The sequence below is a fragment of the Microbacterium sp. Ru50 genome (genome assembly GCF_002920555.1).
Classification (GTDB): Bacteria; Actinomycetota; Actinomycetes; order Actinomycetales; family Microbacteriaceae; genus Microbacterium; species Microbacterium arborescens.
This window is the reverse complement of the sequence record NZ_PQSV01000001.1, coordinates 223,260-242,403: the sequence shown is the minus strand read 5'-3', so window position 1 is coordinate 242,403 and position 19,144 is coordinate 223,260. Positions and strand designations below refer to the sequence as shown.

The 19,144-nt window shown below is 70.4% G+C and carries 15 protein-coding genes; 6 read left to right on the top strand and 9 right to left on the bottom strand.

The window, feature by feature from the left end; all coding sequences use genetic code 11:
• Positions 1–25 precede the first annotated feature (25 nt).
• The 8 genes from gmk to pyrR are packed head-to-tail and all read right to left on the bottom strand — an operon-like array spanning position 26 to position 9,533.
• Positions 26–922, bottom strand: coding sequence for a guanylate kinase (gmk, locus tag C3481_RS01045; RefSeq protein ID WP_064956542.1), 897 nt, complete (start codon positions 920–922; stop codon positions 26–28).
• Positions 915–1,784 carry an orotidine-5'-phosphate decarboxylase gene (gene pyrF, locus C3481_RS01040; protein ID WP_071918066.1) on the bottom strand — a complete coding sequence of 290 codons (870 nt, stop codon included), beginning with the start codon at positions 1,782–1,784 and terminating at the stop codon, positions 915–917. Before pyrF ends, gmk begins: the two co-directional genes overlap by 8 nt.
• Entirely contained in the window at positions 1,781–5,068 is a 3,288-nt protein-coding gene (carB, locus tag C3481_RS01035) for a carbamoyl-phosphate synthase large subunit (protein ID WP_064956540.1), read from the bottom strand. Before carB ends, pyrF begins: the two co-directional genes overlap by 4 nt.
• Positions 5,068–6,216, bottom strand: a complete 1,149-nt coding sequence (gene carA / locus C3481_RS01030; RefSeq protein ID WP_374754832.1) for a glutamine-hydrolyzing carbamoyl-phosphate synthase small subunit — start codon at positions 6,214–6,216, stop codon at positions 5,068–5,070. The genes carB and carA overlap by 1 nt, the downstream gene beginning before the upstream one ends.
• On the bottom strand, positions 6,213–6,737 hold the full coding sequence (locus C3481_RS01025) for a hypothetical protein (RefSeq protein ID WP_036304570.1): 525 nt from the start codon (positions 6,735–6,737) through the stop codon (positions 6,213–6,215). The genes carA and C3481_RS01025 overlap by 4 nt, the downstream gene beginning before the upstream one ends.
• Positions 6,734–8,044 carry a dihydroorotase gene (locus tag C3481_RS01020; RefSeq protein ID WP_023950594.1) on the bottom strand — a complete coding sequence of 437 codons (1,311 nt, stop codon included), beginning with the start codon at positions 8,042–8,044 and terminating at the stop codon, positions 6,734–6,736. Before C3481_RS01020 ends, C3481_RS01025 begins: the two co-directional genes overlap by 4 nt.
• Positions 8,041–9,006, bottom strand: a complete 966-nt coding sequence (locus tag C3481_RS01015) for an aspartate carbamoyltransferase catalytic subunit (RefSeq protein WP_023950592.1) — start codon at positions 9,004–9,006, stop codon at positions 8,041–8,043. Before C3481_RS01015 ends, C3481_RS01020 begins: the two co-directional genes overlap by 4 nt.
• Positions 9,003–9,533 (bottom strand): bifunctional pyr operon transcriptional regulator/uracil phosphoribosyltransferase PyrR, encoded by a 531-nt coding sequence (pyrR, locus tag C3481_RS01010; RefSeq protein WP_103840473.1) that lies wholly within the window; start codon positions 9,531–9,533, stop codon positions 9,003–9,005. Before pyrR ends, C3481_RS01015 begins: the two co-directional genes overlap by 4 nt.
• Positions 9,534–9,677: 144 nt before the next feature.
• On the opposite strand from pyrR, the gene mvk reads away from it, so the two are divergent.
• The 6 genes from mvk to C3481_RS00980 are packed head-to-tail and all read left to right on the top strand — an operon-like array spanning position 9,678 to position 16,052.
• The gene (mvk, locus tag C3481_RS01005) at positions 9,678–10,682 is read left to right on the top strand and encodes a mevalonate kinase (protein WP_181021864.1); all 1,005 of its coding nucleotides are present in this window, start codon (positions 9,678–9,680) and stop codon (positions 10,680–10,682) included.
• Positions 10,679–11,647 carry a diphosphomevalonate decarboxylase gene (gene mvaD, locus C3481_RS01000; protein ID WP_103840471.1) on the top strand — a complete coding sequence of 323 codons (969 nt, stop codon included), beginning with the start codon at positions 10,679–10,681 and terminating at the stop codon, positions 11,645–11,647. Before mvk ends, mvaD begins: the two co-directional genes overlap by 4 nt.
• Entirely contained in the window at positions 11,644–12,789 is a 1,146-nt protein-coding gene (locus C3481_RS00995; RefSeq protein ID WP_064956537.1) for a phosphomevalonate kinase, read from the top strand. The genes mvaD and C3481_RS00995 overlap by 4 nt, the downstream gene beginning before the upstream one ends.
• On the top strand, positions 12,779–13,858 hold the full coding sequence (fni, locus tag C3481_RS00990; protein ID WP_064956536.1) for a type 2 isopentenyl-diphosphate Delta-isomerase: 1,080 nt from the start codon (positions 12,779–12,781) through the stop codon (positions 13,856–13,858). Before C3481_RS00995 ends, fni begins: the two co-directional genes overlap by 11 nt.
• Positions 13,855–14,901: a hydroxymethylglutaryl-CoA reductase gene (locus C3481_RS00985; RefSeq protein WP_103840469.1), complete on the top strand. Its 1,047-nt coding sequence runs from the start codon at positions 13,855–13,857 to the stop codon at positions 14,899–14,901. Before fni ends, C3481_RS00985 begins: the two co-directional genes overlap by 4 nt.
• Positions 14,898–16,052 (top strand): hydroxymethylglutaryl-CoA synthase, encoded by a 1,155-nt coding sequence (locus C3481_RS00980; protein WP_023950574.1) that lies wholly within the window; start codon positions 14,898–14,900, stop codon positions 16,050–16,052. Before C3481_RS00985 ends, C3481_RS00980 begins: the two co-directional genes overlap by 4 nt.
• Positions 16,053–16,203: 151 nt before the next feature.
• Here C3481_RS00980 and C3481_RS00975 read toward each other — a convergent pair whose 3' ends face one another.
• Positions 16,204–19,110, bottom strand: coding sequence for a UPF0182 family protein (locus C3481_RS00975; RefSeq protein ID WP_103840468.1), 2,907 nt, complete (start codon positions 19,108–19,110; stop codon positions 16,204–16,206).
• Positions 19,111–19,144: the final 34 nt, after the last annotated feature.

The following is a 19,144-nucleotide window of genomic DNA, read 5'->3' as shown; positions in this document are numbered from 1 at the left end:
GCAGGCATCCCCCCAGTCTACGCGATCAGTCGGCCAGCGCGGCGACCTCGTCGGCCGCGCGCGCGACGGTGTCGTTGACGACGCGGTAGTCGAACTCACCCTGCGAGGCAAGCTCGACGCGTGCCGTGCGGAGGCGACGGGCGCGTTCCTCGGCATCCTCGGTTCCCCGGCCGACGAGCCGGTCGACCAGTTCGTCCCAGCTGGGCGGCAAGAGGAAGACGAGGGTCGCGTCCGGCGCGGCCGCGCGCACCTGACGGGCTCCCTGCAAGTCGATCTCCAACAGCACCGTGCGTCCCGCGGCCAGCGCCGCCTCGATGGGCGCCTTCGGCGTGCCGTAGCGGTGGCGGTTGTGCACCGTGGCCCACTCGAGCAGCTCTCCCTCGGCGATGAGACGATCGAACTCGGCGTCGTCGACGAAGTAGTAGTGCTCGCCGTCGACCTCGCCCGGCCGCGGGGCCCGGGTGGTCGCCGAGACCGACAGCATGATCTCGGGATGGTTGTCGCGGATGTGCGCGGCGACCGTTCCCTTGCCCACCGCAGTGGGTCCGGCGAGCACGAGCAGCCGCGATCGGCCCGCGCGCGGCTGGGGCTCGGGCAGGCGGGCATCCAGGAATCGCTGCAGTGCGAGCCGCTGGCGCGAGCCCAGCCCGCCGAGGCGCTTGACGGGCGAGATGTCGAGATCCGCGAGGATGCGGTCGCGCTTGTTCTCACCGATCGCCGGGATGGCGGTGAGGAAGTCGGTCACCCGCATGGCGCCGGCCGGCGACTCGGGGTCGGCGAGAGCGCGCCGCAGGAGCTCCTGAGGCGAGATCACGCGCATCGCGACATCCTTCTTCAGCGCCGCCCGCTCGCGCCGCGCTTCGACCGCACGGCGCGACGCGGCGGCGCGGTCCACCTCGGGCGGGTGGGGACGATCAGCCACGGGTTTCCTCCTCTGCCTCGGCCAGCTCCCGCCGATGCGCCTCGATGGCCGAGACGATCCCGTCGGGACCGGCGGCGAGCACGCTGCGACTGGCGCTCGCGATCACCTGGGCCGCGAGCGACCCGAACACCGAACGCACGGCGCCGAGCGCGACGCCCTGTGCCCCGAAACCCGGAGCGAGGATCGGCGCGCCGCGGAGCGATTCCTCGGTGAGGCCGAGCTCGTCGCGGTCGACGGTCGCCCCCACGACCAGCCCGACGTGACCGAGCCCTCCCGCGTCCGCCGCTGCACGGTTCGCCCAGCCGACGCCGGAAGCCACCCAGTCCGCGACCGTCTGGCCGCGCTGCGCGTCGACCGCGGTGACCTCCGCGGACTGCAGCCCGAACGCCTCGGGGTTGCTGGTCGCGGCGAGAACGAAGACGCCCTTGCCGGCGCGCGCGGCCGCGGTGATCGTGCCGCGAAGGGATCCGGGGCCGAGGTACGGGCTGACCGTGACGGCATCCGCCTCCAGCGGGGCGCCCGGCTCGAGCCACGCCGCGGCATAGCCGTCCATCGTGCTGCCGATGTCGCCTCGCTTCGCATCCGCGATGACGACGAGGCCCGCGTCACGCGCGGCGAGCTGCACGTCCTCGAGGGCGGCGAATCCCGCCGAGCCGTAGCGTTCGAAGAACGCGACCTGCGGCTTGACGACGCCCACGCGCCCGCGCGCGGCCTCGACCACGCGCAGGCCGAATTCGCGCACGCCCGCGGCTGAGGCCGGGAGGCCCCAGTCCGCGAGCAGTGCGGCGTGCGGGTCGATGCCGACGCAGAGCGGCCCGTACGTCTCGAGCGCGCCCGACAGGCGCTCCCCGAATACGGTCACCGGCGCCCCGCCCGCTCGAGGGCGTAGTCCTGCAGGCTCTTGACCTCGAAGCCTTCCCGGAGGACCGGCAGCGCGCTGACGGCGGCGCCGAGAACGGCCATCGTGGTGAACAGCGCGCGGTCACCCGCCACGGCCGCCGCCCGGATCTCGTAGCCGTCGGCTCGTGCGACGCCGCCCGAGGGCGTGTTCACGACCATGTCGATCTCTCCGGCGTTGATGAGGTCGACGACGTTGCGCTCGCCCGACCCCTGCGTCTCGGAGTACTTGCCGACGACCTCGACGCGGATGCCGTTGCGAGCGAGGATCTCGGCGGTCCCCTCCGTCGCGATCAGCCGGAAGCCGAGCTCCTGCAGCCGGTGAGCCGGCAGGATGACGGCGCGCTTGTCATCGTCGGCGACCGACAGGAACACGGTGCCCGAGGTCGGCATGCCGCCGTAAGCGGCCGCCTGGCTCTTGGCGAACGCGGTCGGGAAGTCGCGGTCCATTCCCATGACCTCGCCCGTGGAGCGCATCTCGGGCCCGAGGACGGAGTCGACCGTGCGGCCGTCCGCGGTGCGGAAGCGCTTGAAGGGAAGCACGGCCTCCTTGACGGCGACCGGCGCATCGAGCGGGACGCGCGAGCCGTCCTCGGCGGGCAGGAGCCCCTCGGCCTTCAGCTCGGCGATCGACGACCCGGCCATGATCCGCGAGGCGGCCTTGGCGAGCGGGATGCCGAGCGCCTTCGACACGAACGGCACGGTGCGGCTCGCACGCGGGTTCGCCTCGATGACGTAGAGCACGCCCGCCGAAACGGCGAACTGCACGTTGAGGAGGCCGCGAACGCCGACTCCCCGTGCGATCGCGAGAGTCGCCTCGCGCACCCGGTCGATCTCGGTGCGGCCCAGCGACATCGGGGGCAGGGTGCAGCTCGAGTCGCCGGAGTGGATGCCGGCCTCCTCGAGGTGCTCCATCACGCCGCCGATGTACAGCTCTTCGCCGTCGAACAGCGCGTCGACGTCGAGCTCGACCGCGTCATCGAGGAAGCGGTCGACCAGCAGCGGGAGCCCGGGGCCGATGATCGCCTGGTCGGCGACGCGCACGAAGTAGTCGCGCAGGCTCTCGGTGTCGTAGACGATCTCCATGCCGCGGCCGCCGAGGACGAAGCTCGGGCGGACCAGGACGGGGTAGCCGATCGACTCGGCGACCTCGACGGCCCCGTCGACGTCGATCGCCGTACCGTTGCGCGGAGCCACGAGACCGGCGTCGTCGAGCAGACGCGAGAAGAGCTCGCGCTCCTCCGCCAGGTCGATCGCCGCGGGCTGGGTGCCCAGGATGCTGTACCCGGCGGCCTCGATGCCCTTCGCAAGCCCGAGCGGCGTCTGACCGCCGAGCTGGCAGATGACGCCGAGGATCGTGCCCGACTGCGACTCCGCGTGCAGCACCTCGAGCACGTCCTCGAGCGTCAGCGGCTCGAAGTAGAGCCGGTCGCTCGTGTCGTAGTCGGTCGAGACCGTCTCGGGGTTGCAGTTGACCATGATCGTCTCGTACCCGGCATCCGCCAGCGCGAAGCTCGCGTGAACGCACGAGTAGTCGAACTCGACGCCCTGCCCGATGCGGTTGGGGCCCGAACCGATGATGACGACCTTCGTGCGGTCCGAGGGCGTGACCTCGGTCTCGGTGTCGTAGGACGAATAGTGGTACGGCGTGAGCGCGGGGAACTCTCCGGCGCACGTGTCGACCGTCTTGAAGACCGGCCGCAGTCCGAGGCCGTGGCGCACGCCGCGCACCTCTTCTTCGGTGATGCCGCGGAGCTGCGCGATCTGCGCGTCGCTGAACCCGTGGTCCTTCGCCGTGCGGATGACGTGCTCGTCGAGCTCGCCGGCGTCGGCCACGAAGGCCGCGACCTCGTTGATGAGCTCGATCTGGTCGAGGAACCACGGGTCGATCGCGGTGGCTTCGAAAGCCTGCTCGACCGTGGCGCCCTTGCGCATCGCCTGCTGCAGGACCACGATCCGCCCGTCCGTCGGGGTCTTCGCGATCTCGAGCAGCTCGTCGACCGAGCGCTCCTCGTCGCCCCAGTGGAAGCTCGACCCCCGCTTCTCGAGCGAGCGCAGCGCCTTCTGAAGAGCTGTGGCGTAGTTGCGCCCGATCGCCATCGCCTCGCCCACCGACTTCATGGTCGTCGTGAGCGTGGTGTCGGCGGCCGGGAACTTCTCGAAGTTGAACCGCGGCACCTTGACCACGACGTAGTCGAGCGTCGGCTCGAAGCTCGCCGGGGTGACCTTCGTGATGTCGTTCGGGATCTCGTCGAGGCGGTAGCCGATCGCGAGCTTCGCGGCGATCTTGGCGATCGGGAATCCGGTCGCCTTCGACGCCAGCGCCGACGAACGCGACACGCGCGGGTTCATCTCGATGACGATGATGCGGCCCGTCTGCGGGTCGACGGCGAACTGGATGTTGCAGCCGCCGGTGTCGACGCCGACGGCGCGGATGATGTCGATGCCGATGTCGCGCATCTTCTGGTACTCGCGGTCGGTGAGCGTCAGGGCCGGCGCGACCGTGATGGAGTCGCCGGTGTGGACGCCGACCGGGTCGACGTTCTCGATCGAGCAGACGACCACGGTGTTGTCGGCCGAGTCGCGCATGAGCTCGAGCTCGTACTCCTTCCACCCGAGGATCGACTCCTCGAGCAGGACCTCGGTCGTCGGCGAGTCGCGCAGGCCCGCACCCGCGATGCGGCGCAGATCCTCCTCGTTGTACGCGAAGCCGGAGCCCAGACCACCCATCGTGAAGGAGGGACGCACGACGAGGGGGTACCCGAGCTCGGCGGCGCCCGCGAGCACCTCGTCCATCGTGTGGCAGATGCGGCTGTCGGCGACATCCGCTCCCGAGTCGATGACGAGCTGCTTGAAGATCTGCCGATCCTCACCCTTGTTGATCGCCTCGAAGTTCGCGCCGATCAGCTCGATGTCGTATTTCTCGAGGATGCCGTGCTTGTGCAGGTCGATCGCCGCGTTCAGAGCGGTCTGGCCGCCCAGGGTCGGCAGGATCGCGTCCGGGCGCTCCTTGGCGATGATCGTCTCGATGACCTGCCACGTGATCGGCTCGATGTACGTGGCGTCGGCGAAGTCGGGATCGGTCATGATCGTCGCCGGGTTCGAATTGACGAGGATGACGCGGACGCCCTCCTCGCGCAGGACACGGCACGCCTGGGTACCGGAGTAGTCGAATTCGCAGGCCTGGCCGATGACGATCGGCCCCGACCCGATGACGAGGACGCTCTGGATATCGTCGCGCTTGGGCATCAGTTCTTGTTCTCCTGGGTCGCGATCACGAGGTCGCGGAAGCGGTCGAAGAGGTAGTTGGCGTCGTGCGGACCGGCCGCGGCCTCGGGGTGGTACTGCACCGAGAAGGCCGGGAGGTCGAGGGCGCGCAGCCCCTCCACGACGTTGTCGTTGAGGCCGACGTGGCTGACCTCGACGCGGCCGAAGCCGGCGGGGCTGTCGACGACGCCCTCGATCGGCGCGTCGACGGCGAAGCCGTGGTTGTGCGCGGTGATCTCCACGCGGCCGGTCTGCTTGTCGAGGACGGGCTGGTTGATGCCACGGTGACCGAAGGGCAGCTTGTACGTGCCGAAGCCGAGGGCGCGGCCGAGGAGCTGGTTGCCGAAGCAGATGCCGAAGAACGGCAGCTTCTCGGACAGGACTCCGCGCAGGAGCTCGACGTGGTGGTCGCTCGCGGCCGGGTCGCCCGGACCGTTGGAGTAGAACACCGCGATCGGGTCGATCGCACGCAGCTGCTCGAGCGTGACGTCCTGAGGCAGGACATGGACGTCGAACCCGCGCGCGGCGAGGTTGTTCACCGTGGCCTGCTTGACGCCGAGGTCGAGCACCGCGAGGTTCCCGAGCCGCTCGCCCGTCGCCGGGGTCACCTCAGCAGCGGGCACCGACACCTCGGCGGACAGGTTGCGACCGGTCATCTCGGGCGCCTCGCGGACGATGCGCAGCTGCTCCTCGGGATCGATGTCGGCGGCGTCGCCGCTGAACACGCCGCCGCGCATCGAGCCCGCCGAGCGCAGGACGCGCGTGACGGCGCGCGTGTCGATCCCGCTGATGCCCACGATGCCGTCGCGCTCGAGCGACTCGTCGAGGGAGTTCTCCGAGCGCCAGTTCGACACGACACGCGACGGGTCGCGCACGATGTAGCCGGCGACCCAGATGCGGCGGGACTCGACGTCCTCGCCGTTCATGCCGGTGTTCCCGATGTGGGGTGCGGTCTGCAGCACGATCTGGCCCGCGTAGGACGGGTCGGTGAGGGTCTCCTGGTAGCCGGTCATGCCGGTCGCGAAGACGACTTCTCCGAGGGTGGTGCCGCGCGCGCCGTAGGCGCGGCCGATGTGGCGGGATCCGTCCTCGAGCACGAGCACGGCGGGGTCACGGGTGAACAGTGTCACGCGTCGCCTCCTGGGGTCTGGGTGGGGGTCACGATGGTCTGAATGGCTTCGGCCAGCGCACGGGCCGAAGCGGTCTGGGGCCGGAAGTAGCTGTCGACGATCGTCTCGTCGTCGATCAGCCAGCTCAGGCGGGTGAGGCCCTGCTTCTCGACGACACGGTCGATCGCGACGGTGGCCTGATCGACGGAGACGATGCGTTCTGCCGAGATGAACAGGCGCGGCTGACCGGTCAGGTCGATGGCCACGCCGTCATCCGCGCCTCCCGCAGCGACGATGACGTCGACGCGAGAGCGGAATCCGAGCCCGCGGATGGCGAGGCGCTCGAGCGGCTCGTCGTGGCGGGTCGTCGCGACGTAGAGCCCCGAGATCACCGCCGTCGACACGGCGTCGGCGGGGAGTTCACCGACGGGTGCCGTGAGGCCGCTGTCGCGCCTCGTTCGTCGTCGCCAGGCCCAGACCCCGAGCGCGAGCAGCGCCAGGGCGACGGCCACCATGACGAGCAGCGCACCCTCGCGGGTCACGGGCGTGCTCCCGGACGGTCGAGCAGGTCGCCGTCGGCGACGGTCGCCGTCCCGCGGAAGAACGTCCAGCGCACCTCGCCCGGCAGTTCGCGGTCGAGGTAGGGCGAGTTGACGCTGCGGCCGCGCAGATCGGCATCCGTGAAGGTGCGGACCGGGCGCGGGTCGTAGAGCGTGAACGAGGCGGGGCGGCCCGCCTCGAGCGGCGTGCCGGCATCAGCCAGGCGACCGATCCGAGCGGGAGCCGTCGAGAGCACGCGGGCGACGTCGTCCCAGTCGAGCAGTCCGGTGTCGACGACCGCCTGCTGCACGACACGCAGCGCGGACTCGAGACCCACCATGCCGTTGGCCGCCGCCGCCCATTCACAGCTCTTCGCCTCGGCGGGGTGCGGCGCGTGGTCGGTCGCGACGATGTCGATCGTGCCGTCGGCGAGGCCCTCGCGGACCGCCCGCACGTCCTCGTCGCGGCGGAGCGGCGGGTTGACCTTGAAGCGGGCGTCGTAGCCGCGGACGAGCTCTTCGGACAGCAGCAGGTGATGCGGTGTCACCTCGGCGGTCACGTTCACGCCGCGCTTCTTCGCCCACCGGATGATGTCGACGGAACCGGCCGTCGAGAGGTGGCAGACATGCAGACGCGAGCCGACGTGCTCGGCGAGCAGCACATCGCGCGCGATGATCGACTCCTCGGCCACCGCCGGCCAGCCGGTGAGGCCGAGTTCGGCCGACACGGTGCCCTCGTTCATCTGAGCGCCCTCGGTGAGCCGCGGGTCCTGCGCGTGCTGGGCCACGACCCCGTCGAACGATTTCACGTACTCGAGGGCGCGGCGCATGATCAGCGGGTCGAACACGCAGAAGCCGTCGTCGCTGAAGACGCGCACCCGCGCGCGGGAGGCGGCCATCGCGCCGAGCTCGGCCAAGCGCTCGCCCTTCTGCCCGATCGTGACGGCGCCGATCGGCTGCACGTGCACGTAGCCGGCGGCCTCGCCCAGGGCGAGCTCCTGCTCGACGACGCCCGCCGTGTCGGCGACGGGCGAGGTGTTCGGCATCGCGAAGACGGTGGTGAACCCGCCCGCCGCCGCGGCGCGCGAGCCCGTGAGGATCGTCTCGGATGCCTCGTAGCCCGGTTCGCGCAGATGGGTGTGCAGGTCGACGAGCCCGGGCAGGGCGATGAGTCCGTCGGCGTCGACCACGGTCGCTCCGCCGGCGCTCAGGCTCGAGCCGACCTCGGTGATCATCCCGTCGGAGACCACCATGTCGATGGCGTCCCCGCCGGCCCGGCGCGCCCCGCGGATGAGGAAGCTCTCGCTCATCGTCCGTCCTCCTCAGCTTCGGTGCGCTCCCCCGCGAGCAGCAGGTAGAGCACGGCCATCCGCACCGAGACACCGTTCGCCACCTGCTCGAGCACGGTCGAGCGCGGCGAGTCGGCGGCGGCGGCGGAGATCTCCATCCCCCGGTTCATCGGGCCGGGGTGCAGGACAATGCTATCGGCCGGAAGCGCCGCGAGTCGCGCAGCGTCGAGGCCCCACGTGCGCGAATACTCCCGTTCAGTCGGGAAATACGCCGCGTTCATGCGCTCGAGCTGGATACGCAGCATCATGAGCGCGTCCGGCCCGTCCGCGATGGCCTCGTCGAGGTCGTACGCGACGCGGACCGGCCAGGCCGTGACGTCCTGGGGAACGAGCGTGGGAGGCGCGACGAGGGTCACCTCGGCGCCGAGGGTCGTCAGGAGCCAGACGTTGGATCGCGCGACGCGCGAATGGAGGATGTCGCCGACGATCGTCACCCGGAGGCCGGAGAGGTCGCGGCCGCGACTGGCATCGCCGAAGAACCGCTTGCGGATGGTGAACGCGTCGAGCAGGGCCTGCGTCGGATGCGCGTGCGTGCCGTCGCCGGCGTTGACGACTCCCGCGCTGATCCACCCGCTGGTGGCGAGCGTCTGCGGAGCTCCCGACGCGCCGTGCCGGATCACGACCGCGTCGGCCCCCATCGCCTGGAGCGTCTGCGCGGTGTCCTGGAGGGACTCCCCCTTGGACACCGACGATCCCTTCGCCGAGAAGTTGATGACGTCGGCGGACAAGCGCTTGGCGGCCGCCTCGAAGGAGATCCGGGTGCGCGTGGAGTCCTCGAAGAAGAGGTTCACCACGGTCTTGCCGCGCAGCGTCGGAAGCTTGCGGACCTCGCGCTGCTGCGTGGCGGACATGTCTTCGGCGACGTCGAGAATGCGCAGGGCGTCGCGCCGATCCAGACCCTTGGTGTCGAGCAGGTGCCTCATGAGCCGATCGTCACCTCCTCGACGCCGTCGACCTCGCGCAGGCGCACGTTGACTCGCTCATCGCGGGCGCTGGGGAGGTTCTTGCCGACGAAGTCGGGGCGGATGGGGAGCTCGCGGTGACCGCGGTCGACGAGAGCCGCGAGTCTGACGGCCGCCGGGCGGCCGATGTCCTGCAGCGCGTCGAGGGCCGCACGGATCGACCGTCCCGAGAACAGCACGTCGTCGACGAGCACGACGACCTTGCCGTCGATCCCGCCCTCGGGGATCTCCGTCGGCTGAGGTGCCCGCGTCGGGTTGCGGTGCAGATCGTCGCGGTACATCGTCACATCGAGGGCTCCGACCGGGACGACCGTCCCGGAGATCTCCGCGAGGAGAGAGCCGATGCGCGCGGCGAGGGGAACGCCCCGCCGCGGGATGCCGAGGATGACGAGGCCGGCGGGTCCCCTGTTCGACTCGAGGATCTCGTGGGAGATCCTCGTCAGGGCCCGGGCGATGTCGGCTTCATGCAGCACGGTGCGCGTGCTCATCCGCCGCTCCCTTCTCCGCCTCACAGGACGGGGTTAAAGGTTGCTGGGTGCGGGGGCCATGATAGCGGTCCAGACCGCCTCCGAGCACATCGTCGTCCTCTCGGGCCCCGCCCGGGAGCAGGCTGTTACGCTCGACGAAATTCCATGACTGCACCGACCGACGTCCCCATCGCACCGGACGCCCGTCTGCACGTGGCAACGCACGGCTCGGCCGCGGAGCCCGGAGCGACGGGTCGCGCCGGTGCGAAGGCTATCCTCCTCGGCGAGCACGCGGTCGTGTACGGCCGCCCGGCGATCGCGATCCCCGTGCGCGCCCTCGGAGTCGAGGCGCATGCACGTCCCGCCGACGACCGCGGCCACCTGTCGAGCACCCTCTACCACGGGCCCATCGCCCAGGCGCCGGACCGCCTCGGCGTCACCCTGACAGCGATGCGGGCCGCGCTCGCCGCGGCCGGCCGGCCGGGCGCCGCACTCGACATCGCGATCGAGAGCAGCATCCCGGCCGAACGCGGGCTCGGCTCGAGCGCCGCCGTCTCGGCCGCGGTCATCGAGGCCGTGCTCGGTGCCTGCGGGTTCGCGGCCGATGACGAGACGATGCACGAGCTCATCCAGACCGCCGAACGCGCCGCGCACGGCGCACCGAGCGGTCTCGACGCCCGCACGGTCCGCGCCCGTAAGGCCGTGTGGTTCGACCGAGGTCGCATCGAGCCCGTCTCGGTGGGCGACGACCTCGTCTTCGTCATCGCCGACACGGGCGTGCGCGGGCGCACCCGCGAGGCCGTTGCGGCCGTCGCGCACCGCCGCGAGGAGGACCCCCGCGGCGTGGAGTCGGCTCTGGACGAGCTCGGCGAGCTTGCGACCGCGTTGCGTCGCGATGTCTCGACGGCCGACCGCGACGCGATCGGGAGTGCGATGAACCGCGCTCACGAGCTGCTGAACGGACTGGGCGTCGGAGACCCCGCCCTCGACCACCTCGTCCACGCGGCCATGGCGGGCGGCGCGCTGGGAGCCAAGCTGACCGGCGGGGGTCGCGGCGGCTGCGTCCTCGCGCTCGCCCGCGACACCGCGTCCGCCGAGGAGCTCGGCGGACGACTCACCCGCGCCGGCGCCGCCGCGGTCTGGACCACCACCGTCGAAGGAGTGGCATGAGCACCGCGACAGCCATCGCGCACCCGAACATCGCACTCGTGAAGTACTGGGGAAAGCGCGACAGCACGCTGAACCTCCCCGCGACGGGGAGCCTGTCGATGACACTCGACATCTTTCCGACCACCACGACCGTGAGCCTCGACGAGGACGCCGCCGGCGACATCCTCGTCTTCAACGGCGACGAGCGTGCCGACGGACCCGCGGAGCGCGTCACGCGATTCCTCGACATCGTCCGGGAGCTCTCGGGAAGCGCGGTCGCCGCTCGTGTCGAGACGGTGAACACGGTTCCGTCGGCGGCCGGACTCGCGTCGTCGGCCTCCGGATTCGCCGCACTGGCCGTCGCTGCCGCGCACGCCTACGGACTCGACCTCGACGCCCGCGCCCTCAGCCGCCTCGCCCGCCGCGGGTCGGGGTCGGCATCCCGTTCGATCATCCCCGGCTTCGCCATCTGGCACGCCGGCGACAGCGATGAGACGTCATTCGCCGAGGCCGTCGACGCGCCCGACCTGGCGATGGTCGTCGCGATGGTCGAGAAGCGCGAGAAGCCGGTCTCCAGCCGCGAAGCCATGCGTCGCACGGTGCTGACCTCGCCGTTCTACCCCGCGTGGGTCTCGTCGACCGCGGAGAGCCTCGACGCCGCCGCCGAAGCATGCCGCGCCGGCGACGTCGAGCGCCTCGGGCGGATCACCGAGGTCAACGCGCTGCGGATGCACGCCCTCATCCAGTCGTGCGATCCGCCCATCCGCTACCTGAGCCCGGTCAGCGTCGAGATCTTCGATCGCGTCGCCGCCCTCCGCGACGCGGGTATCGGAGCGTGGGCCACCGCCGACGCGGGTCCCAACGTCGTCGTGCTGACGCGACCCGAATCGGTCACCGCCGTCACCAACGCACTCGAGGGCATCGCCGAGCTCGCCGTCGCGCGCCCCGGCCCCGCCGCAGCCCTCGTCACGCGAGCAGGCGAATGACGCACGCCGAGACCACCGGCGCGATCGTCGCGCACGCGCCCGGAAAGCTCTTCGTCGCCGGCGAGTACGCCGTCGTCTCTCCCGGCGAGCCCTCGGTGCTGATCGCCGTCGACCGCTACCTGACGGTGTCGCTGACCGAGAGCGTCGACGCGGGCAGCATCCACTCCCCCGAATACAGCCGGATGCCGGTGCGCTGGACCCGCGGTCAAGACGGGCTGACCCTGGACCGCGAGCACCACCCCTACGACTACGTCATCGCGGCGATCGAAGCCTGCGAGCGGCTCCGGGCCGAGCGGGGGCTGCGCCCGCGCTTCTTCGACCTGTACATCGAAAGCGGTCTCGACGATCCCAGCGGACGCAAGTTCGGGCTCGGCTCGTCCGCCGCGGTCACCGTCGCGACCATCGCCGCGATCGACGAGTTCTATGGTTTCGAGCTGGGCACCCGGGGCCGGTACGAGCTGGCGATGCTCGCGACCATCGCCGTCGCCCCTCACGCTTCCGGCGGCGACGTCGCCGCCAGCACGTACGGCGGGTGGATCGGCTACCGCTCGCCCGATCGCGACCGGCTGCGCGCGGCCCGAACGCAGCACGGCGTCGCGGACGTCCTGGGGTCCGAGGCCTGGGACGGTGCCGAGATCATTCGCCTGACTCCCCCGTCGGGTCTCGACCTGCTCGTCGGCTGGACCGGGCACCCGGCGTCCACCGAGCGACTCGTCAGCGGGGTCTCGCGCGGCACGAACGTCACCGGCGACGCCCACACCGGGTTCCTGGAGGCCTCGCGCGAATGCGTGAGCGACCTGTGGCGGGCCCTCGCGGGACGCGGGGCCGACGCTGCCGGTCATGCGGTGTCGGACGACGATCTCGCCCTCGACGCGATCCGCCGCAACCGGCGCCTGCTGCAGGGCCTCGGCGCACGCACGGGCGTGACCATCGAGACCGACCGGCTGCGCATCCTGTGCGACGCGGCCGAAGCGATCGGTGCCGCCGGCAAGCCCTCCGGCGCCGGCGGAGGCGACTGCGGCATCGTGCTCGCCCCGGCCGACGCTGACGTCGCCGGCATGCTCCGCGTCTGGGAGACGAACGACATCCGACACCTCACGATCGGCGTGCATCCGCCGGAAGGAGAGCACCATGCCGGCTGAACAGGCTTCCGAGCGCAAGGACGACCACGTCCGTCTCGCCGCTGCGCAGCAGAAGGAGACGCCGCGGCCGAACGGCTGGGACGACGTGCGCTTCGTGCACCACGCCCTCGCCGGAGTCGACGCCGACCGCGTCGACCTCGCCGTCGATGTGGCCGGCGCTCGGTGGGAGCTGCCCTTCTACGTCAACGCCATGACCGGCGGCAGCGCCTCGACGGGCGCGATCAATCGCGACCTCGCGATCGCCGCGCGCGAGACCGGCGTCGCGATCGCCTCCGGCTCGCTGAGCATCGCCCTCGACAACCCCGAGCTCATGGGCACGTTCCGCGTCATCCGCGACGAGAACCCGGACGGCTTCGTCATGGCCAACGTCGGGATTGAACGATCGCCGGACGACGCACGACGCGCGGTCGAGGCGCTCGAGGCCAACGCCCTCCAGGTGCACGTGAACGCGATGCAGGAGACCGTCATGCCGGAGGGCAGCCGCTCTTTCTCGAGCTGGCCGGCCTCGCTCGAGGCCATCGTCGCCGCCGTCGAGGTTCCCGTCGTCGTGAAAGAGGTGGGATTCGGTCTGAGTGCCGACACGCTCTCCCGCCTCGGATCGATCGGGGTCCGCTTCGCCGACGTCTCCGGGGTCGGCGGTACCGACTTCATGCGCATCGAGAACGACCGGCGCTCGGGCCGTGACTACGCCTACCTCGCCGGTTGGGGGCAGTCGGCGGTGGAGTGCCTGCTCGAGGCGCCGGCAGACGCGCCCGTCCTGCTCGCCTCGGGAGGAGTCCGCACACCGCTCGACGTCGCGCGCGGCCTCGCCCTCGGCGCTCGCGCCGTCGGCGCGTCAGGATCATTCCTCTCCGTCGTGCTCGACGGCGGTGCGGATGCCCTGATCTCGCGTATCCGGGAATGGTCAGACCACCTGACGGCGTTGCACTCTCTGGTGGGGGCGACCCGTCCGGACGACCTCCGCCGAACCGACCTGATCATCCACGGACGCGCGGCCGAGTACGCCCGCGCCCGAGGCATCGACATCGACAGCCTGGCGCGCCGCGCCGGCGGGAAGGACGCGCGATGAGCGCCGAGTTCACCCCGATCCCCCTCCGGTGGGTGGGACCGCTTCGGCTGACCGGAGACGTCGAAGCCGAGCAGGAGGTGCCCCTCGCGACCTACGAGTCGCCGCTGTGGCCGTCCGTCGGCCGCGGCGCACGCATCTCGCGACTCGTCGACGACGGCATCCGCGTCACGGTCGTCGATGAGCGGATGACGCGCTCATCGCTGTTCGTCGCCGACACCGCGGCCGCCGCCGTCGCGGCATCCCGCGCCATCATCGCGCGCTTCGACGAGCTGGCCGCCGCTGTATCGGAGCGCAGCCGGCACGCCAAGCTCATCGACCTCGACACCGAGGTCGTCGGCAACCTGCTCTACCTCCGCTTCGCCCTGACGACCGGCGACGCCTCGGGCCACAACATGGTCACCTTCGCCGCCGAGACGCTCATGGAGCGTGTGCTCTCGTGGCACCCGGAGCTCTCCTACGGCTCGATCTCCGGCAACTACTGCACCGATAAGAAGGCGACCGCCGTCAACGGCATCCTCGGACGCGGGCGCAACGTCATCGCCGAGATCCTCATCCCCGCAGACCTCGTCGAGAAGCAGCTGCGCTCCTCCGCGCAGCGCATCGTCGACCTGAATGTCCAGAAGAACCTCGTCGGCTCGACGATCGCCGGGGCCCTGCGCTCGGCCAACGCCCACTACGCCAACATGCTGCTCGCGTTCTACCTGGCGACCGGTCAGGACGCCGCGAACATCGTCGAAGGCTCGCAGGGCTTCACCTGGGCCGAGGTCCGCGACGAGGGCGACCTCTACTTCTCCTGCACGCTCCCCCACCTCATCGTCGGCACCGTCGGCAACGGCAAAGACCTGCCCGCCGTCGACGATGCGCTCGCCCGCCTCGGCTGCCGCGACGAGCGCCCCTCCGGCGAGAACGCCCGGCGCCTCGCCGGCCTGATCGCCGCCACCGTCCTCTGCGGCGAGCTGTCCCTGCTCGCCGCCCAGACCAACCCCGGGGAGCTCATGCAGTCGCACCTGCTCCTCGAGCGCAGGAAGGATTCCACGAAGTGACCACCATCGGCATCCACGACCTCGCCGTCGCCACCGCCTCGCACGTCGTCGAGCTCGACGATCTCGCGTCGCGCGCCGACATCGACCCCGCGAAGTTCCGCGTCGGGCTCGGTCAGGAGCAGATGAGCATCCCGGGTCTGGACGAGGACATCGTCACGATGGGCGCCGCCGCCGCGCAGCGCATCATCGATCGCCACGGTGTCGACGGCATCCGCACCCTGTTCTTCGCCACCGAGACCGGGATCGACCAGTCGCGCGCGGCGGGGGTGCACGTTCACGAGCTCCTCGGACTGCCGCGCTCCGTCCGCGTCGTGGAGCTGAAGCAGGCGTGCTACTCGGCCACCGCCGCGCTGCAGGCCGCTGCCGGACTCATCGCGCGCAATCCCGACGAGCGCGTCCTGGTGATCGCCAGCGACGTCGCCCGCTACGAGCTCGACACCGCCGCCGAGCCCACGCAGGGTGCCGGGGCCGTCGCCTTCCTCGTGTCCGCCGACCCCGCGATCGCTGTTCTCGAGACCGCCGCTGGTGTCTACACCGCAGAGGTCGACGACTTCTGGCGCCCGAACGACAGCGTCACCGCGGTCGTCGACGGCAAGCTCTCGGTCAGCGCCTATCTCGACGGCGTTGCAGGCGCCTGGGACGACTACCGTTCGCGCGGCGGCGTCGACATCGATCAGATCGACTGGTTCTGCCACCACCAGCCGTTCACGAAGATGGCGGTCAAGGCGCACCGCGCCCTCGGGCAGCACCTGGGTGTCGAGCTCGCCCCCGAGCTGGTGACCGCCACGACCGGCTACAACCGCCGTATCGGCAACTCCTACACGGCGTCGCTCTACATCGCCCTGGCGGCTCTCCTGGAGGGCGAGAACGACCTGACCGGATCGCGCATCGGACTCTTCAGCTACGGCTCGGGGTCGGTCAGCGAGTTCTTCACGCTCGTCGTCCAGCCGGGCTACCGCGAGGCGACGCGCGGCGCCGAGACCGAGGCGATCCTCGCGGCCCGCACCCCGGTCGACGTGCCGACTTACCGCGAGCTGCACGATGCGGCGCATCGCGACAGCACCGTCGATGTGGAGATCGCGCCCGACTCCCCCGGCCCCTTCCACTTCGCCGGACTCTCCGGCCGCGCCCGCCGCTACACCCGCGACTGACCCGCGCTCGCTCCGCGAGAGCGCACGAACGCACGGTTCCAGAACCCTGGCACCGTGCGTTTGTGCATTCTCGCCGCTGAGCCCGAGCGGATGCAGGCCGCATGACAGAGGGCCCCGACCGGAGTCGGGGCCCTCTGTCATGCGGCGGGGGTCAGTTCGGGCCCTGCTCGCCGAGCTCGAGCAGACGCGAGATCGCTTCCGTGAGCTTGGCGTCGGCGGCGCCGTACGCGGCCCAGTCCGCGTTCTGCATCGCGGTGTTGCGCTCGGCGAGAGCGTCACGGGCCTGGTTGAGCGCCGTCTGGTAATCCGAGCTCGGCGTCGTCGGCGCCGTTCCGCCGTCACCGGAGTCCGGGGTCGCCTCGTCGCCCGGGCTGGGCTCGGGAACGACGTCGGTGTCACCGGTGCTCGCACCCGAGTCGCCGCCGAACAGCTTGTCGAGGGCTTCCTGCAGCGTGTCCTCGAAGGCGACCTGATCGCCGAAGCCGACGAGCACTTTCTGCAGGGTGGGGAGCTTGGTCGCTCCCGACGACTGCACGAACACGGGCTGAACGTAGAGCAGACCGCCGCCCACGGGAAGGGTCAGGAGGTTGCCGTTGATGACCTCCGACTGGCCCTGGCGCAGGATGTTCGAGAACGACGACACGACGGGGTCGGCGTTGAAGGTGTTCTGCACCTGGCCGGGGCCCGGAACCGGTGTCTCGGCGTTGACCTCCAGCATCCGGAGCTTGCCGTACTCGGGGCTCACGACCCCGGCCTCGGAGCCCGCATCGGAGTCGACCGAGAGGTACCCCATCAGGACGTTGCGCGTGTCCTGACCGCCGGGGATGAACGACGAGAACATCGAGTACGACGGCGCGTCCTGACCGGGCATCTTCATCGTGAGGTAATACGGCGGCTGCAGCTGGGTGTCCTGCTGCGGGTCGTTCGGCGTCTTCCACGCGTTGTCGCGCGAGTAGAACGACTGGGCGGTGTCGACGTGGTAGGTGCCGAGCATCGCCCGCTGCACCTTGAACAGGTCGGTCGGGTAGCGCACGTGGCTCATGAGGTCGCCACTCATCTCGCTGATCGGCTTGAGCGTGTTCGGGTAGACCTTCTGCCATGCCTGCAGCAGCGGATCCGTCTCATCCCACGCATAGAGCGTCACCTCGCCCGAGTAGGCGTCGACGGTCGCCTTCACCGAGTTGCGGATGTAGTTGATGTTGTCCAGCGCGACGCGCGGCTGCGGGTTAGACGAGTCGGAGATCGCGTCGCTGAGGCTGACGATCGACGAGTAGGGGTAGTTCGCGCTGAGCGTGTAGCCGTCCACGATCCACACGATGCGTCCGTCGACGACCGACGGGTAGGGGTCGTTGTCGAGCTCGAGGTACGGCGCGACCTTCTGCACGCGCGTCGCGGGGTCGCGGTCGTACAGGATCTGCGACTCCTCGTTGATCGCGTCCGAGAACAGGATGTCGGTCGACTGGAATTTCAGCGAGTAGATCAGACGGTGGAAGACGTCGCCGATCGACGGACCGCCGTCGCCCTCGAACGTCGTCTTGGTCTGGCTCTCGCCCTCCTGGCCACGCGGGTAGTCGAGCTCGATGGGCGACGAGCCCTCGGGGGCCCCGACGATCGAGTACGTCGGCGAGAACTCGCCGAAGTACACGCGCGGCTCGTACTTCTGGCCGTTCGTCAGCTCACCGGATGCCGGGATGCCGCGCTCGACGAAGACCGGGTTGCCGTCAGCGGTGCGCTCGTTGCCCTTGGCGGCGACCATTCCGTAGCCGTGCGTGTAGACGAGGGTCGTGTTGTACCAGGATGCCGCGTCACCGAGCTGGTTGACGTTGAGCTCGCGCACCGAGACGACGGTGTCCTGCGACTGTCCGTCGATCTCGTAACGGTCGACGTCGAGGGGCTCGGCGAACTGGTAGTACGAGCGGTACTGCTCGATCTGACGGACTGTCGGGCCGATGATCGCGGGATCCATGATGCGGATGGATGCCGTCGTGTCGGCGTCGGCGCGCAGCTGACCCGGCTCGACATCGGTCACGGCCTGGAAGTCGGTCTTCTCGAGCCCCGAGATGCCGTAGGCCGCCTTGGTGCCCTCGATGTTGCGCTCGTAGTACTGCGACTCGAGCGTCAGCTGGTTCGGCCGCACCTGAACGTTGTTGACGAACCACGGGTAAGCGACGCCGACGACGAGCGAGGTCACCACCAGAAGGCCCGTGCCGATGAGCGGGAAGCGCCAGCGGCCGATCACGGCGGTGACGAAGAAGAGCACGGCCACGATGGCCGCGGCGATCGCGAGGATCGTCTGTCCGGGGATGACGGCGTTGACGTCGACGTAGCCGGCGCCCGTGATGCGGTCATTGGGGGTGACCAGGGTGCGGTAGCGGTCGATCCAGATGCTCACGCCCTGCACCAGCAGGTAGATGCCGGCGATGACGGCGAGCTGGATGCGCGCGGACTTCGAGATGCGCAGCTCGCGCTGGCCGACACGGACCGAGCCGTAGAGGTACGACACGAGGGCGGTGACCAGGAGGCAGACGATGACGATCGCCGAGACGAAGCCCACGGCCGCCGAGAGGAACGGCAGGGTGAACAGGTAGAAGCCCGTGTCGAGCCCGAACTGCGGGTCCGTGGTTCCGGTCGTCCCACCGTTGATCCACAGGGCGACGGTCTCCCACTGCGCCGAGGCGGCGAAGCCGGCGAAGAACCCGAAGAAGGTCGGGATGCCCCACATGCCCAGCCGGCGCAGCGGTTCGACGACCTCCTGATAACGGTCGAGCTGCGAGCTCAGGCGGGCGTAGACCGGTCGCAGCCGATAGGCGAGCTGGATCGAGAGCCAGACAGGCACTGCCATCGCGACGAATCCGACGACGAACATGATCGCGCGGGCCGCCCACTGCGTCAGCAGCACGCCGTCGAAGCCGAGTTGACGGAACCACAGCCAGTCGGCGTACAGGCTCGCGAAGATGAAGAAGGCCACCACCACAGCCGCGATGACGGCGAGGGTGATGCCGACAGCGCGGCGGGATCTGCTGGGTGTGGCCGGATTCGGCACTGAGGTCGTGGTCACCCCTCCATCCTAGGCGCCGCCCGCTGGGGGGAAG